Here is a 13,572-nt window from a genome sequence, read left to right as displayed (position 1 = left end):
CTCTCGCGCGCCTAGCTCGGTGCACCGAACAGGTCGATCGGCTTGCTGCCCGGCGCCAGCGTGACGATGGCGCGCTTGGTGTTCTTGCGCTTCCCGTAACCGGTCCGGGTGCGCTTGCGCTTGCCCTGCCTGTTGGCGGTGTTCACCGATGCGACCTTGACCGAGAAGATCTTCTCCACGGCGATCTTGATCTGCGTCTTGTTCGAATCGGGGTGCACCACAAAGGTGTACACGTTGTCGTCGAGCAGCCCGTAGGACTTCTCGGAGATGACCGGGGCCAGGATGATGTCGCGGGGATCGGTGACGGTCGCCATCAGGCCGAAACCTCCTCGGCAGAACTGGTGTTCGCGGCGATGTAGGCATTGAGCGCCTCGACGCTGAACACCACGTCGTCGGAGCGCAGCACGTCATAGGTGTTGAGCTGGTCGGGCGCCAGGACGTGCACACCGGGCAGGTTGCGCACGCTCTTGGCGCCGGCCTCGTCGCTGCGGCCGATGACGACGAGCACCTGCTTGCGCTCGGTCAGGGTGCCCAGAAACGCCTTGGCCTTCTTGGTCGACGGGGCCTGACCCGACACCAGCTCGGTGACCGCGTGGATGCGCCCGTTGCGCGCCCGGTCGGACAGCGCGCCGCGCAGCGCCGCGGCGATCATCTTCTTGGGCGTGCGCTGGCTGTAGTCGCGCGGCTTGGGGCCGTGCACGACGCCACCACCGGTGAACTGCGGGGCCCGCGTCGAGCCCTGCCGGGCTCGCCCGGTTCCCTTCTGCCGGTAGGGCTTGCGGCCCCCGCCGCGGACGTCGCCGCGCGTCTTGGTCGAGTGCGTGCCCTGGCGCGCCGCCGCCCGCTGCGCGGTGACCACCTGGTGCATCAGCGCGATATTGGCCGGCGCATCGAACAATTCGGCGGGCAGCTCGACGGAACCCTCGACCTTGCCGTCCGGCGTCTTGACATCGATCTTCAGGCTCTTGGCGGCCATCACTTCTCACCTCGTTTGATCGCGCTGCGGACCATCACGAGTCCACCGGTACGGCCGGGGATCGCACCCTTGATCAGCAGCACGCCGTTCTCGGTATCGACCTTGTGCACCAACAGGTTCTGCACGGTCACCCGGTCGTTGCCCATGCGGCCGGCCATCCGGGTGCCCTTGAATACCCGCGAGGGAGTCGCGCACCCGCCGATGGAACCCGGACGGCGGTGCACCGCCTGGGCACCGTGGCTGGCGCCCTGACCGCGAAAACCGTGCCGCTTCATGGTGCCGGCGAAGCCCTTACCCTTCGACGTGCCGGTCACGTCGACATAGGTGCCGTCGGCGAAGATCTCGGCCGTCAGCTCCTGGCCGACCTCGTATTCGGCGGCCGCGTCCGGGTTTTCCAGGCGCAGCTCGGCCAAATACCGGCGCGGGTTGACGCCCGCCGCGGTGTACTGGCCCGTCACCGGCTTGTTGACCTTGCGGGGACTGATCTCCCCGTAGGCCAGCTGCACGGCGCTGTAGCCGTCGCGCTCCGGCGTGCGGATGCGGGTCACCACGTTGGGGCCGGCCTTGACCACCGTCACCGGCACAACCCTGTTGTTCTCGTCGAACACCTGCGTCATGCCCAGCTTGGTACCCAGGATGCCTTTTCTTGCCATCAGTTCTGGATCTCCTACTGGATGTTGACGTCGACGCTGGCCGGAAGGTCGATGCGCATCAGCGCGTCGACGGTCTTCGGCGTGGGGTCGAGGATGTCGATCAACCGCTTGTGGGTCCGCATTTCGAAGTGCTCTCGCGAGTCCTTGTACTTATGCGGGGACCGGATGACGCAATACACGTTCTTCTCGGTCGGCAGCGGCACCGGACCTACGACGCTGGCACCCGTGCGGACGACGGTCTCGACGATCTTTCGCGCGGATGCGTCGATAGCCTCATGGTCGTAGGCCTTGAGCCTGATGCGGATCTTCTGTCCCGCCACGCTTCTCCTACCCTCACTCCACTCGAGGTCCGTGTCCGGACCTGGTGCCCCCGGCGCGCGGATCGACCCGCCCCGTCGGGGCCGATCGAGCGTCGCGCCGGATACTGCGCCGCTGTTTACCTGTCGTGGTCCACCGGCCCCCGCGGTCGGGTGTGTCACCCTCACGCAGCCTTGGCGCGCCCATTTCAGGGCCCGAAATTGGTCGCGTTCCAAGGATGGGACCGGACGCGCCCGGTTGGGCGCTGGTCGTATGCCCGGCCAGGCCTAAACCCGGCGCAAGACAACCTGAACAGTATGCCTGACGACCGCGGCCCGTTCAAAATTTGGGGCCAAATCTCCGGCAAACCTCAGCGGGGTCAGGCGCCGGCCGTTTCGGTGGTCGCCGCGGCGGCCCTGTTCTGCGCACGCTGAACGTGCAGGAAGCCGTCGACGGCGGCGCGCGCACACTCGCGGTAGTCGAAATCCGGCAGGGTGGACAGGCGCCCCAGCACCAGCGGGCCGATCAGCAACGCGATGGCGCGCGATCGGTCGACCTCCCCCAGCTCGGCGGCGGCCTCCGGGCTGTCGAACACGGCGTCGAACGGGGCCGCGTACTGCGCGGCGATACGTTCGCGCAACGTGGTGATCGAGGCGCTGTCGGTGGTCCGGTTGCGGCGCGGTTCCGGCATCTCCTCGAGGTCGCGACCGAGGGCCAACCACGACATGGCGGTCATGACCGCCGGCGCCTGGGCCACCGCCTCGGCCTGGGCCAGCACGATCGCGATCAGCCGATCCCGCAGCGAGCCCTCGGCCGGCGGCGTCGGCGACGGCGGTATGAGGCTGTTGAACGCCGCCGCCAGCAAATCGTTACCGCTCGGGAAGTGGCGATACAGGGTGGCCCTGGCCACGTTGGCGCTGCGCGTGACCGCATCGACGGTCACCGCGCTGGGACCCCCGGAGCGCAGCAGCGCCGCCGCGGCTTCGAGCAAACGGGCCCGGGACCGCGCTGGCCGGGGATCGGTACTCCCCTCGGTAATTGTGAGCCACCTCCCTGTTCGAGCCTGTTTGAGAACGAGACTATTGGTCTATCTACGAGACGGTTAGTCTCAAAATTCCGCTACGCCGCCACAAGGAGGCGCATCCCATGGTCGAAACCCTTGTCCGGCCCGACCAGCGTACTGATCCGAGAAGCATCGGCGGTAGCCCCCGGGCCCGAGCCTGGACGCTGGCCGTGGCGTGCATGGGTGTGGCACTGGTCGTCGCGTCGATGACGGCGTTGAACACGGCGCTGGGAGACCTCGCGGTTGCCACCTCGGCCACGCAGACGCAGCTGACCTGGGTAGTGGACGGATACACCCTGGCGCTGGCCTGCCTGCTGCTGCCGGCCGGGGCCATCGGCGACCGCTACGGCAGGCGGGGCGCGCTGCTCGCCGGCCTGCTGGTGTTTGCGGTCGGCTCGGCCGCGCCGGCGATTCTGCACGACCCGCTGCAGATCATCGCGGGGCGGGCGGTGGCCGGGGTCGGCGCCGCGCTGGTGATGCCCGCGACGCTGTCGCTGCTGACCGTGGGCTACCCGAAAGAGGATCGGATGAAGGCCGTCGGCTGGTGGGCCGGCACGGCCGGTTCCGGCGGGGTGCTCGGCATGCTCGGTTCGGGCCTGCTGCTTCGCTTTTGGGACTGGCACGCCATCTTCTGGTCGCTGGGCGTCGCGGGGCTGGTGATCTTCGCCCTCGGCTGCACGGTGTCGTCGTCACGCGAAACCGACGCTCCCCGAGTCGATTGGCCGGGCGCGGTCCTCATCGGTGCGGCGGTGGCGGTCGCGGTGTTCGCCATCCTGGACGCGCCCAACCGGGGCTGGAGCGATCCGCTGGTGTGGGGCGGACTCGTCACCGGCGCCGTCCTCGCGGTGGTGTTCGGCGTTTTCGAACTGCACCGGCGACACCCGCTTCTGGACGTTCGACTGTTCGCCGACCCCAATTTCGCCACCGGGGTCGCGGCGATCGTCATCCTGTTCGGCGCGACGTTCGGCTTCTTCTTCGTCGGCATGCAGTACGTGCAGCAGATCATGGGCTACTCGGCGCTGATGACGTCGCTCGCGTTCGGTCCGTTCATGGTGCCGCTGGGCATCTGCTCGGCGCTGTCCTTCTGGTACGTGCCGAAGTTGGGCCTGCGGCTGGTGCTGTTCGTCGGCACGCTGTTGATGGCCGCCGGCTTCGCGTGCATGTACTGGCTGGACCTGCATTCGACCTTTTCCGAATTCGCCTGGCCGACACTGATACTGGCCACGGGGATCGGAATCTGCACCGCGCCGACGACTTCGGCGATCATGGGGGCGGTTCCCGACGAGAAGCAGGGCGTCGCCTCCGCGGTGAACGACACCTCGCGGGAGATGGGCGGGGCGCTGGGAATCGCGGTTGCCGGCTCCATCCTGGCCGGACGCTATTCCCATGAGCTCGCGCCGAAGCTCGCGGACTTCCCCGCGCCCGTCCGCGGCCCGGCGACCGATTCGCTGGCCAAGGCGGTCGAGGTGGCCGGCCGGCTCGGGCCGCGGGGGACCCAGCTGGCCGAGGTCAGCAAGGCCGCGTTCCTCGCCGCCATGCACGCCTCCACGATCGCGATGGCGGCGATCGTCGCCGTCGCCGCGGTGTTGATCGGGCTGTGGGCTCCCGGACGCGACGGCCGGCAGCTGCGCCCGGTGCGCCGGCTCCTCTCCCGCCGCGGCTAGCCGCCGGGCCGTTCCCGGCCGCAGACCCCAAAGCCGGTGCGACAGAACAACAACTGTCCCGCAGACACTTGAAACGATCTGCTTGTTCTGGTATCAGAAATGTATATCGACACGTGCAGATCATCTCGCAGGATGAGGTGGATGTGATGTTGATAGACGTCGAACCGGTGTGCCCGGCGGTGATCGAGGCGGCGGCGATCGTGGAGGCCGAGTGGATCCGCCTGATGCGCTCGAGCGCGCCGGTTCACCACCCCACCTGTGAGCTTCCCGCAGGCCGACGGGATCGGCGCCGGGTCCGCACGGCGGTCACCGCCAAGCCGGCGCGCCGGTTCCCGTCAATCGCCCGCGATCGGCTGCGGTCGCGCTGGCCGCCCGGCGCGGTGTGGGCCCGGGAGCGTTCACCTCCGATACGGAAGTGAACGCAACCAACGGTATTCACCGGAGGAGGTGGTCGCAGAGGGCAATCGATACGACAACACCGAAGGAGGCCGTCGTGCCGTCCACGAATATTGCGACGCATAGTTCGCGCTGACGCATTGTTGCGCGCGCATCGCCACTTGTCGTGGCCGTCTACGTGGACCGCACGAACGGCCCTCCCAATCAGCTCAACACGAACCCGGCCGCCCGGTGCCCGAGCATCACGATCGTTGCGTGCGGTCCACGGCTGGTGACCGTGGGCAGGACGGAACCGTCGATCACCCACAGGTTCTCGATGCCGCGGACCCGGCACCGATGGTCGACCACGGCCCGTGGGTCGCCCTCGACGCCCATCGGGGCGCTGGCGCACAGGTGCTGACAGGTCGACCACACCGGCGAGCCGACATGCGTTGCCGCGCCCGCCAATTCGCGGGCCAGCTCGCTGCCCCGGCGCAGCGCTGCGACGTCGTCGGGCTCGCTGTCGTAGCGATGCTCGATCCGCGGCGGGCGGTCGGGGTCGGGCGACACGAGGGTGATTCGCCCGCGGGCCAGCGGCCGCATGAGGGCGACCCCGATATGCGGCCAATCCGGGTGGCCCGCGGTGCCATCTCCTGTCATAGCGACGAAACCGCCCGTGTACGGCCTGATCTCGAGGCCGTCGGCGGTCGTCAGCACGGCCTCGACCACGGGCCGGCCGGCGGCCACGGCCCAGTTGGTCGGCAACACCCATTCCGGGTGGTCGCTGCAGAACATCCCCACCGGCAGCGGCGCCACCACCGGCACGCCGGCGGTGCGCAACATCGACTCGTCGCCGACGCCGGACAGCATCAGCAGGTGCGCGGACTGAATCGCGCCGGCACACAACACGATTCGATCGGCCTCGAGGGTGACGGGGCCGTCCGGTCCGATCGCCTCCATGCCCACCACGCGGGCGCCGGAGAAACGAAGCCGCGCGGCCCGCGTGCCCGCAAGCAATGTCAGGTTCGGCCGCCCCAGCGCGGGCATCAGATATCCCGCCCCCGACCCGATCCGGATTCCGTCGACGATGTTCAGCGGCACCGCGCCCACACCCGAGACGAGCTCCGGCCCACAGTCATTGAGGTCGGCGATCCAGGAGAACCCCGCACGCTCGGCCGCGGCGATGAAACGTTCAGTGGTGCCGGTCATTTCGTGCGTGCGGCGCACCAGGATGGGACCGCTGTCGCCGTGGGCGGGACCGTCGAAATCCAGGTCCGTCTCGATGGCGCGGAAATGCCCCAGCACCTCCGACCACGACCAGCCGGGCAGCGCGGCGCGCTCGAAATCGCGGGGCACCGCGCGGCAGAAGTAGCCGCCGTTGATCGCACCCGAACCACCGACCGTCGATCCGCGCACGACCGGCAGCTGCAGACCGTGGCGATCGGTGAGCCGGGTCAGGTACCGGCGCGCCAGCGGGCTGCCGACCCCGATCGGCAGCTGCAACCCGTTGGTGGTCTGCGCCAGCAACTCCGGGTCGGTGAGCGCGGGTCCCGCCTCCAGGACGGTCACGGCGCAGCCGGGGTCGGCGGAAAGACGTTCGGCGACAACCGATCCAGCACTCCCAGCGCCAACTATCAGCACGTCGCTGTGCGAGACGGCTTTACTCACGGCGGCGTCAAGGCGGCGGCTAACTCCTGATCTGCGGCTTGAGCGGGCGCAGGTTGCGTTCGCGCACCACACCCCACCACAGCCCCAGGCCGTAGGCCAGGTCGTCGACGCGCTTGAGCAGCATGTAGGTCAGCAGGCCGATCGGCTCGGCGTCGTCGCCGGTGGCATCCCGGCGGCCGAGCCAGTCCACCACGCCGTCCATGACGGCCGCGACCAGCACGACCCGCCTGCAGTGCCGCGACACGATGGCGGCCAGCAACGCCACGGGCCAGTAGTGCCGGCACAGGGCCGACGCCAGTTGCAGGGCGGCCGCCCACAGGCCGCGGGCGGCGATCACCAGCACGTCGTCGAGCGAGGTCTCGGCGGTGCGCATGGCCCGGGCGATCCGCCGGCCCGTCAGGACCGCGACGGCGATCGACGCCAGCCGGGAAAGGCTGGTCCCCAGGGCCATGAGTATCCACGCCGTCAGCGCCCAGCCGGATATCACCACCGGCGCCGTCTTGTCCGGGTGGCGCACCGACAGCGGGGCCGCCGAGCCACCGTAAAAAGCCTTGCGCGCCAGCCAATCCCGCAGTTCGGTGCGATGGTCGTGGGCGACCAGGGCGATCGGCTCGTAGCGCAGCCGGGCGCCCGCCTCGATGAGCCGCCAGCACAGGTCGACGTCCTCGCCGGACTGCATGGTCTCGTCGAACCCGCCGACATCGCGGATCGCCGAGCGGCGACAGATGATCGCCGCACTGGGCACATAGGACACCGTGCTGTGGGGCAACACCGGCGCCTCGCGCTCCCCGAGGTCCAACGACGAGTGCACCGCCTCGTAGCGGGCCACCGGGTTCTCGCTGTGCGACAGGCCGACGATGCGCGGCGCGACCAGGGCGACGGTGGGGTCGCAGAAATGACCGAGCAGGGCCTCCAGCCAACCCCGGCGGGGCGAGACGTCGGAGTCCAGGAACGCGACGAAGTCGGTGTTGCAGGCCGCCAGCCCGGTGTTGCGGGCCGCCGCCGGACCCTTGCTGTACGGGTGGCGCAGCACCTCGACGTCGCAGTGCGCGCCGACGAAGTCTTCCGGCTCGATGGCCGGTGACGAGCCGTCGTCGACGACGATGACGCGCAGTCCGCGCAGGGAGCTCACCAGGCGACGCACGCCGGAAAGGTTGTCCCGCACCGGGATTACCACGGTCACGTCACGATGCGACGGCCCGCCCGCGGGTCGCGGGTGGGCCACCGTGGCGTCCAGCAGGGTGCGCGCCAGTTGGGCGCTGACGTCGTCGCGAACCTTGAGCCGGCCATCGGCGAGCATGTCCTGCGCGGCGGGGGCCAGCTTCAGCAGGCGGGTCGGTGAGCCACCGAGCAGGGCCGAGCCGTCGCCGAGCACCCGCACGCGGCGATCGACCTGAACGGCGAACCCGTCCGGCAGTCGGGGGGCGGTCACGTCAGCATCCCGTCGGATCCGGGCGACCAGCGGACCACTCCGCGCACACACCCGTCGACCATCTCGGCCAGAATGCGCTTGCCCTCGGCCGCCGTCGCGGTCGTCGGGTCCCCCAGGACGCCCACCCGGCTGACCGCGGCCACTCCCCCGCGGCGCATCGGCCCGAGCAACTCAGGCAACGGCGCCCGATTGCCGGGCAGCCACCGGTCGGTCAGCACGACGGTCGGCGAGATGTGGAGCAACAGCGACGTTTCGGTGTGACCGGCATGGGCGTCACCGCCCGCGGCGGCGCACGGGCACCATGCGGCGTCGCGGCCCTCGGCGCGCAGCCTGGCCACCGCGCTGCGCACCGCGCCGACGTTGCCGCCGTGGCCGTTGACGAAGACCAATCGGCGGGCCCAGCACGCGGCTGACCTGCCGTACTCCAGCAGCAGCAGCGTCAGGGCCTCGGTGCCGATGGAGATCGTTCCGGCGAAACTCTGGTGCTCGCCGCTGGCGCCGTAGGCGATGGCCGGCGCCACCAACCATTCCTGCTCGAGACGGGTGGCGGCCCCCCGGGCGACCGCGGTCGCGATCCTCGTGTCGGTGTCCAACGGCAGGTGCGGCCCGTGTTGCTCGGTCGATCCCAGCGGGATCATTATCGACGGCGGGGTGCTCAATAGCTGGCTCGACGTCGCAGTTCCTAATTCGCCGAGTACGGGCACTGGCTGATGGTAGGACGAATTCACCTGGCGTGCACCAATTGTTGAACCTTCAACGGAAATTTTTTCGCGGCCGTTCATCAAATAGTCAAATTCCGACCCGTCCGTCACGGAAGCCACGTCGGTACCAATTGTCGTGGCCGTTGATTTTTGCTCGACCCGTTATCGGGGAAAGCCGCCCGACTTGACCCGGAATGGGGCTAGGCCTCGCCCGCGGCGGGACCGGGGGGCACGCCGATCGCCCGGGCGAAACCGGCCGGCACCAGAATGTCGTCCGGGCTCAGCTCGTGCACCGAGGAGCGCCCCAGACCCGCCAGCGCCGAGTCGATGCCGCCGCGCAGAATGTCGAGGACGTTTTCGACGCCGGCTTGGCCGGCCGCCGCAAGGCCCCACAGATACGCGCGGCCGATCATCACCGCGCGCGCCCCCAGTGCCACCGCCTTGACGACGTCGCCGCCGCGCCGCACGCCCCCGTCCAGCAACACCTCGACCTGGTCCCCGACCGCCGCCGCCACCGCGGGCAGGGCACGGATCGACGCGGGCGTGCCGTCGAGGTTGTTGCCGCCGTGATTGGACACCGAGATCGCCGAAACACCGGCATCCACAGCCCTTTTCGCGTCGTCGACGCGCATCACACCCTTGAGCATGAACGGTCCGCCCCACAGTTCCCGCAGCCAGGCGATGTCGTCCCAGGTCGGCGGCGGGGTCGACATCCACTCCCCGTAGGCGGCGAAGAACGGTGGGCCGGGCTCGCCGCAGCGGCCCTGGTTCGGCACCCGCAGCTCCGGAGGCCGCAGCGTCTTGCCGAACTTCCACAGCCAGCGCGGCCGCACGATCGCCTCCGGGGACAGCCGCAGGAAGGTCCGCAGGTTCATCTCCTCGGGAATCTTCGGACTGCCCCAGTCCCGGCCGTGCGAGAACGTCCAGTCGGTGGTGACGATCAGCCCGACCGCGCCGGCCCGACGCGCCCGTTCCACCCGCTCGGCGATCGCGTCTCGCCCACCCAGCCAGTACACCTGGAAGAAGACTTTGGGATTTGCGGCGATGACGTCCTCGATCGGTTTGCTGGCGAACGAGGACAGCCCCATCGCGGTCCCCCGCGCCGCCGCCGCCCGCGCGACGGCGACCTCACCGTCCGGGTCGACGGCCTGCACGCCGGTCGGCGAGATGATCACCGGCAGCGAGATCTCTTGTCCCATAACGGTGGTCGACTGATCGCGCTTCTCCTGCGCACCGATGACGTGCGGGGCAAAGCCCAGCTCGCTGAAGGCTTCAACATTGTCGGAGACCGTAATTCCTTTTTCGCTCGCTGAAATCAGCGAGGAATAAACGGATTTTGGTAATCGCCGCTTGGCGCGTTGCTGCGCGATCGCGACCGTTTCAAACCATTCATCGGCCATTGTCTACAGCGGACTTTCATTGCAAAGGCGCGCCGGCGGTTGCTGCGGCGGGCGTACGGACAGTGTCAGCGGCACCGGTCGGCGGACCCGCTGCCCGCGCGAGTGGTCGGCCCGGGGCCGCGGCGTCTCGCGTTGGTTGGCCAGCGCGGAGGCGCTGTGCCCCTGGACGCACTCGGGATCCGGGCCGTCCAGCGGCAGGCCGGTGAAGAATTTGGCCGCCATGCACCCGCCACGGCAACTGTCGTAGTGCCCGCAGCTGCCGCACGCGCCGGCCGACTGCGGCTCGCGCAGCTCGCGAAACAGCGGGGCGTTCTTCCAGACGTTGGCGAAGCCAGTCCCAAAACCTGAGTCGGACAACACGTTTCCCGCCAGGAAACGGTCGTGAATGGCGAACGGGCAGGCGTACACGTCGCCCACCGGGTCGATCAGGCAGACCACCCGGCCGGCGCCGCACATGTTGAGGCCGGCCAGCGCGCCGGAGGAGCCGAGCGGCGCCAGGTGGAAGAAGGAGTCACCGGTGAGCACCCGCTCCCCCTTGGCCACCAGCCAGTCGTAGAGCTCAACCTGCTGCGCGGCGGTGGGATGCAGCTCGTCCCAGACGTCCGCGCCCCGCCCCGACGGGCGCAGCCGGGTGATCCGCAGGGTGGCACCGTAACGGCTCGCCAATGCGGCGAATTCGTCGAGCTGACCGACGTTGTGCCGGGTGGCCACGACGGAGATCTTCGGCCCGCCGTTTTGCGAGAAGCCCGCCGCGGCCAGGTTCTCCAGCGCCCGCACCGCCATGGCGAAGGACCCCGGACCGCGAACCGCGTCGTTGACCTCGGCGGTGGCGCCGTCGAGCGAAATCTGGACATCGACGTAGTCGCTGGCCGCCAACCGCACGGCGACCTCGGGCGTGATCCGGACGCCGTTGGTCGAGAACTTTACGCCGACGTGGTGGGCGGTGGCGTAATCGACGAGTTCCCAAAAGTCCGGGCGCACAGTGGGTTCCCCGCCGCCGATGTTGACGTAGAACACCTGCATGCGTTCCAGCTCGTCGATGATGTCCATGCATTGGCGGGTCGACAGCTCGCGCGGGTCCCGTTTGCCCGACGAGGACAGGCAGTGCACACAGGCGAGGTTGCATGCGTACGTCAGCTCCCAGGTCAGGCAGATGGGCGCGTCCAGCCCGCGCTCGAACTGCTCGACAAGGCGCGGAACCTTGGCCGGAACGGGCACTGTCATTGCGCCTCCTGAGGCACCAGCATGTTGGATTCGGCGAGCACACCCAGCGCGTGCAGATACGGCTGCTGCCCCGCGGCGTCCACGCCGGCAGCGCGGAACGCCGAGGCGACGTCCGGGTGGTCGCCCAGTGACCGCACCACCTCGAGGATGGTGCGGTTCTTCAGGAAGGACAGCTTGCGGGTGCCGAAGTGATACAGCAGCGCGCCGAACGGTTCGGGCCGAACCGCCACCTGTGGGTGCAACCGCCAGCCACGGTCGGGGTCGAGCACGGGCGTCAGTAGACCCCGCACATTCCGTCGATGGACACCTCTTCGACCAGGGTCTCGGTAACGAGCTCGGTGTCAGTTTCGGTTTCGCGGTCGGTCTCGCGGTCCATATGGATTGCCTCCCGTCGGGTCTCGACAACGATGGTCGATCTTGTCACAATCGTCGTCAGAATATGGCATCGAGTGCCGAAATGGAAGGGCGGGTCTGATGCTGCCGCAGTCGCGGGTGGGCCGGCGCCGCTCGACGACACCGCACCACATCACCGACGTCGCCATCGAGTTGTTCGCCGCGCGCGGCTTCGCCGAGGTGAGCGTCGACGACGTCGCCCATGCCGCCGGCATCTCCCGCCGCACGCTCTTTCGCTATTACGCGTCCAAGAACGCCATCCCGTGGGGCGAGTTCGACGCCCACCTCGCGCACCTACGGGAGCTGCTCGACAACGTCGACCCGCGGGTACCACTGGGCGCGGCGCTGCGCTCGGCGCTGTTGGCGTTCAACACTTTTGACGAGTCCGAGACCGCGCGGCACCGCAAGCGCATGCGGGTCATCCTGCAAACCCCCGAGCTGCAAGCCTATTCGATGACGATGTACGCCGGCTGGCGCGAGGTGATCGCCGAATTCGTGGCCCGGCGCTCGGGCGCCAAGACGAGCGACCTGCTGCCCCAGACCGTGGCGTGGACCATGCTGGGCGTCGCGCTGTCGGCCTACGAGCACTGGCTGGGCGACGAGTCCCTGCCCTTGCCCACCGCGCTGGGCAACGCCTTCGACGTCGTCGGCAAAGGCCTGGAGAGACTGCGGCGGTGAGTGGCGCCGCGCACCTGGTGCACACCCTGCGGGCGCAGGGCGCATTCTGCGGAGCGTCGGGCTCGCCGATGTACGACGAGCTGTGCGGGCTGGTGGCCGCCGACGTCGAAGCCCGCGGGGTCTTCGCGAGCATCCTGTCCGGCCGCGAAGACGCCCCGTCGCGCGAGGCCGTGCCGCTTCGGCTGCTGGGCGGCCTGCACCGGCTGGTGCTCGACGGGCGGGCGCCGGGGTTGCGCCGCTGGTATCCCAGCGCCGGCGGCGCCTGGGACGCCGACTCGGCGTGGCCCGAGATCGTGCGGGCCGCGGCCGAGCACGCGGACGCGCTGCGCGAGGCGCTGGGCCGGCCACCGCAAACCAACGAGGTGGGCCGGTCGGCCGCGCTGATCGGCGGCCTGCTGCGGCTGGATCGCGGATTCGGTTTGCCGGTAATGCTTTTCGAGGTCGGGTGCAGCGCCGGGCTGAACCTGCGCGCCGACCACTACCGCTACCACCACGCCGGCGGCGGCTGGGGGCCGGACGATTCGCCGGTGACGATCGGCGATGCCTGGCGCGGCCGGCTGCCGCCGCAGGGCGCGGTGCGGATCGCGGAGCGGCACGGATACGACATCGCGCCGATCGACGTCACTGGGACCGACGGGGAGTTGACCGTGTTGAGCTACGTCTGGCCCGACCAGGCCGCCCGGCTGGATCGGCTGCGCGGCGCCATCGAGGTCGCCCGCCGGGTGCCCGCGCGGCTGCACCGCCGGCGGGCCGGCGACGCGGTCGGCGGCCTGACGCTGGCCGACGGCGCGCTGACGGTGCTGTGGCATTCGATCACCTGGCAGTACCTTTCCGCCGAGGAACGCGCCGCGGTTCGCGACGGCGTCGACGCCCTCGGCGCGCGGGCCGAGGCCTCCGCACCGTTCGCCCACCTCACCCTGGAACCCGCGCGCGAGGGACCCGGCGCGCCCGTCAAGTTCCTCGTGCGGGCCCGCCGCTGGCCCGGCGGCGACCTGGAGGTTCTGGCCGAGTGCCATCCGCACGGCCCGCCGGTGAACTGGCAGTAGAT

The 13,572-nt window shown here is 69.6% G+C and carries 16 protein-coding genes; 4 read left to right on the top strand and 12 right to left on the bottom strand.

The window, feature by feature from the left end:
* Positions 1 to 11: 11 nt before the first annotated feature.
* The 5 genes from rplW to AC5Y6X_RS20140 all read right to left on the bottom strand — a co-directional run bounded on the left by rplW (position 12) and on the right by AC5Y6X_RS20140 (position 2,917).
* Positions 12 to 314, bottom strand: a complete 303-nt coding sequence (gene rplW, locus AC5Y6X_RS20160) for a 50S ribosomal protein L23 (protein ID WP_324679852.1) — start codon at positions 312 to 314, stop codon at positions 12 to 14.
* Complete coding sequence (gene rplD / locus AC5Y6X_RS20155; protein ID WP_499988670.1) at positions 314 to 976, bottom strand: 50S ribosomal protein L4; 663 nt, start codon at positions 974 to 976, stop codon at positions 314 to 316. Before rplD ends, rplW begins: the two co-directional genes overlap by 1 nt.
* Entirely contained in the window at positions 976 to 1,629 is a 654-nt protein-coding gene (gene rplC / locus AC5Y6X_RS20150; RefSeq protein WP_499988669.1) for a 50S ribosomal protein L3, read from the bottom strand. Before rplC ends, rplD begins: the two co-directional genes overlap by 1 nt.
* Positions 1,630 to 1,643: 14 nt before the next feature.
* Positions 1,644 to 1,949, bottom strand: coding sequence for a 30S ribosomal protein S10 (gene rpsJ, locus AC5Y6X_RS20145; protein ID WP_003873519.1), 306 nt, complete (start codon positions 1,947 to 1,949; stop codon positions 1,644 to 1,646).
* A 356-nt stretch (positions 1,950 to 2,305) separates the two neighbouring features.
* Positions 2,306 to 2,917, bottom strand: a complete 612-nt coding sequence (locus AC5Y6X_RS20140; RefSeq protein ID WP_499988668.1) for a TetR/AcrR family transcriptional regulator — start codon at positions 2,915 to 2,917, stop codon at positions 2,306 to 2,308.
* 155 nt (positions 2,918 to 3,072) lie between these two features.
* Here AC5Y6X_RS20140 and AC5Y6X_RS20135 point away from each other — a divergent pair, with 155 nt between their 5' ends.
* Both AC5Y6X_RS20135 and AC5Y6X_RS20130 read left to right on the top strand, forming a co-directional pair.
* Positions 3,073 to 4,653: an MFS transporter gene (locus AC5Y6X_RS20135; protein ID WP_499988666.1), complete on the top strand. Its 1,581-nt coding sequence runs from the start codon at positions 3,073 to 3,075 to the stop codon at positions 4,651 to 4,653.
* A gap of 146 nt (positions 4,654 to 4,799) precedes the next feature.
* Positions 4,800 to 5,072: a hypothetical protein gene (locus AC5Y6X_RS20130; RefSeq protein ID WP_499988664.1), complete on the top strand. Its 273-nt coding sequence runs from the start codon at positions 4,800 to 4,802 to the stop codon at positions 5,070 to 5,072.
* A 181-nt stretch (positions 5,073 to 5,253) separates the two neighbouring features.
* Here the strand turns inward: AC5Y6X_RS20130 and mftG are convergent, their stop codons facing one another.
* The 7 genes from mftG to mftA all read right to left on the bottom strand — a co-directional run bounded on the left by mftG (position 5,254) and on the right by mftA (position 11,829).
* Positions 5,254 to 6,696, bottom strand: a complete 1,443-nt coding sequence (mftG, locus tag AC5Y6X_RS20125; RefSeq protein ID WP_499988662.1) for a mycofactocin dehydrogenase MftG — start codon at positions 6,694 to 6,696, stop codon at positions 5,254 to 5,256.
* 19 nt (positions 6,697 to 6,715) lie between these two features.
* Positions 6,716 to 8,128 (bottom strand): mycofactocin biosynthesis glycosyltransferase MftF, encoded by a 1,413-nt coding sequence (gene mftF / locus AC5Y6X_RS20120; RefSeq protein ID WP_499988660.1) that lies wholly within the window; start codon positions 8,126 to 8,128, stop codon positions 6,716 to 6,718.
* Positions 8,125 to 8,856 (bottom strand): mycofactocin biosynthesis peptidyl-dipeptidase MftE, encoded by a 732-nt coding sequence (mftE, locus tag AC5Y6X_RS20115; protein ID WP_499988659.1) that lies wholly within the window; start codon positions 8,854 to 8,856, stop codon positions 8,125 to 8,127. The genes mftF and mftE overlap by 4 nt, the downstream gene beginning before the upstream one ends.
* Before the next feature lie 173 nt (positions 8,857 to 9,029).
* Entirely contained in the window at positions 9,030 to 10,229 is a 1,200-nt protein-coding gene (mftD, locus tag AC5Y6X_RS20110; RefSeq protein WP_499988658.1) for a pre-mycofactocin synthase MftD, read from the bottom strand.
* Between the two features lie 3 nt (positions 10,230 to 10,232).
* Positions 10,233 to 11,453, bottom strand: a complete 1,221-nt coding sequence (mftC, locus tag AC5Y6X_RS20105) for a mycofactocin radical SAM maturase (RefSeq protein ID WP_324679826.1) — start codon at positions 11,451 to 11,453, stop codon at positions 10,233 to 10,235.
* Entirely contained in the window at positions 11,450 to 11,722 is a 273-nt protein-coding gene (mftB, locus tag AC5Y6X_RS20100; protein ID WP_324679824.1) for a mycofactocin biosynthesis chaperone MftB, read from the bottom strand. The genes mftC and mftB overlap by 4 nt, the downstream gene beginning before the upstream one ends.
* A gap of 5 nt (positions 11,723 to 11,727) precedes the next feature.
* Positions 11,728 to 11,829, bottom strand: coding sequence for a mycofactocin precursor MftA (gene mftA / locus AC5Y6X_RS20095; protein WP_324679822.1), 102 nt, complete (start codon positions 11,827 to 11,829; stop codon positions 11,728 to 11,730).
* 98 nt (positions 11,830 to 11,927) lie between these two features.
* On the opposite strand from mftA, the gene mftR reads away from it, so the two are divergent.
* The gene (gene mftR, locus AC5Y6X_RS20090) at positions 11,928 to 12,524 is read left to right on the top strand and encodes a mycofactocin system transcriptional regulator MftR (protein WP_324679820.1); all 597 of its coding nucleotides are present in this window, start codon (positions 11,928 to 11,930) and stop codon (positions 12,522 to 12,524) included.
* Positions 12,521 to 13,570: a DUF2332 domain-containing protein gene (locus AC5Y6X_RS20085; RefSeq protein ID WP_324679819.1), complete on the top strand. Its 1,050-nt coding sequence runs from the start codon at positions 12,521 to 12,523 to the stop codon at positions 13,568 to 13,570. The genes mftR and AC5Y6X_RS20085 overlap by 4 nt, the downstream gene beginning before the upstream one ends.
* Positions 13,571 to 13,572 lie beyond the last annotated feature (2 nt).

This window comes from Mycobacterium sp. NGS26 (assembly GCF_059813025.1).
Note: the sequence above shows the minus strand (reverse complement) of the source record. Positions and strands in the feature narration are given on the sequence as shown.

What these genes read in the sequence shown, in the direction of transcription:
- mftD (WP_499988658.1), bottom strand. Translation starts at nt 10,229, where the DNA reads ATGGCCGATGAATGGTTTGAAACGGTCGCGATCGCGCAGCAACGCGCC.
- mftC (WP_324679826.1), bottom strand. Translation starts at nt 11,453, where the DNA reads ATGACAGTGCCCGTTCCGGCCAAGGTTCCGCGCCTTGTCGAGCAGTTC.
- mftR (WP_324679820.1), top strand. Translation starts at nt 11,928, where the DNA reads ATGCTGCCGCAGTCGCGGGTGGGCCGGCGCCGCTCGACGACACCGCAC.
- rplW (WP_324679852.1), bottom strand. Translation starts at nt 314, where the DNA reads ATGGCGACCGTCACCGATCCCCGCGACATCATCCTGGCCCCGGTCATC.
- AC5Y6X_RS20130 (WP_499988664.1), top strand. Translation starts at nt 4,800, where the DNA reads ATGTTGATAGACGTCGAACCGGTGTGCCCGGCGGTGATCGAGGCGGCG.
- AC5Y6X_RS20135 (WP_499988666.1), top strand. Translation starts at nt 3,073, where the DNA reads ATGGTCGAAACCCTTGTCCGGCCCGACCAGCGTACTGATCCGAGAAGC.
- rplD (WP_499988670.1), bottom strand. Translation starts at nt 976, where the DNA reads ATGGCCGCCAAGAGCCTGAAGATCGATGTCAAGACGCCGGACGGCAAG.
- rplC (WP_499988669.1), bottom strand. Translation starts at nt 1,629, where the DNA reads ATGGCAAGAAAAGGCATCCTGGGTACCAAGCTGGGCATGACGCAGGTG.
- mftA (WP_324679822.1), bottom strand. Translation starts at nt 11,829, where the DNA reads ATGGACCGCGAGACCGACCGCGAAACCGAAACTGACACCGAGCTCGTT.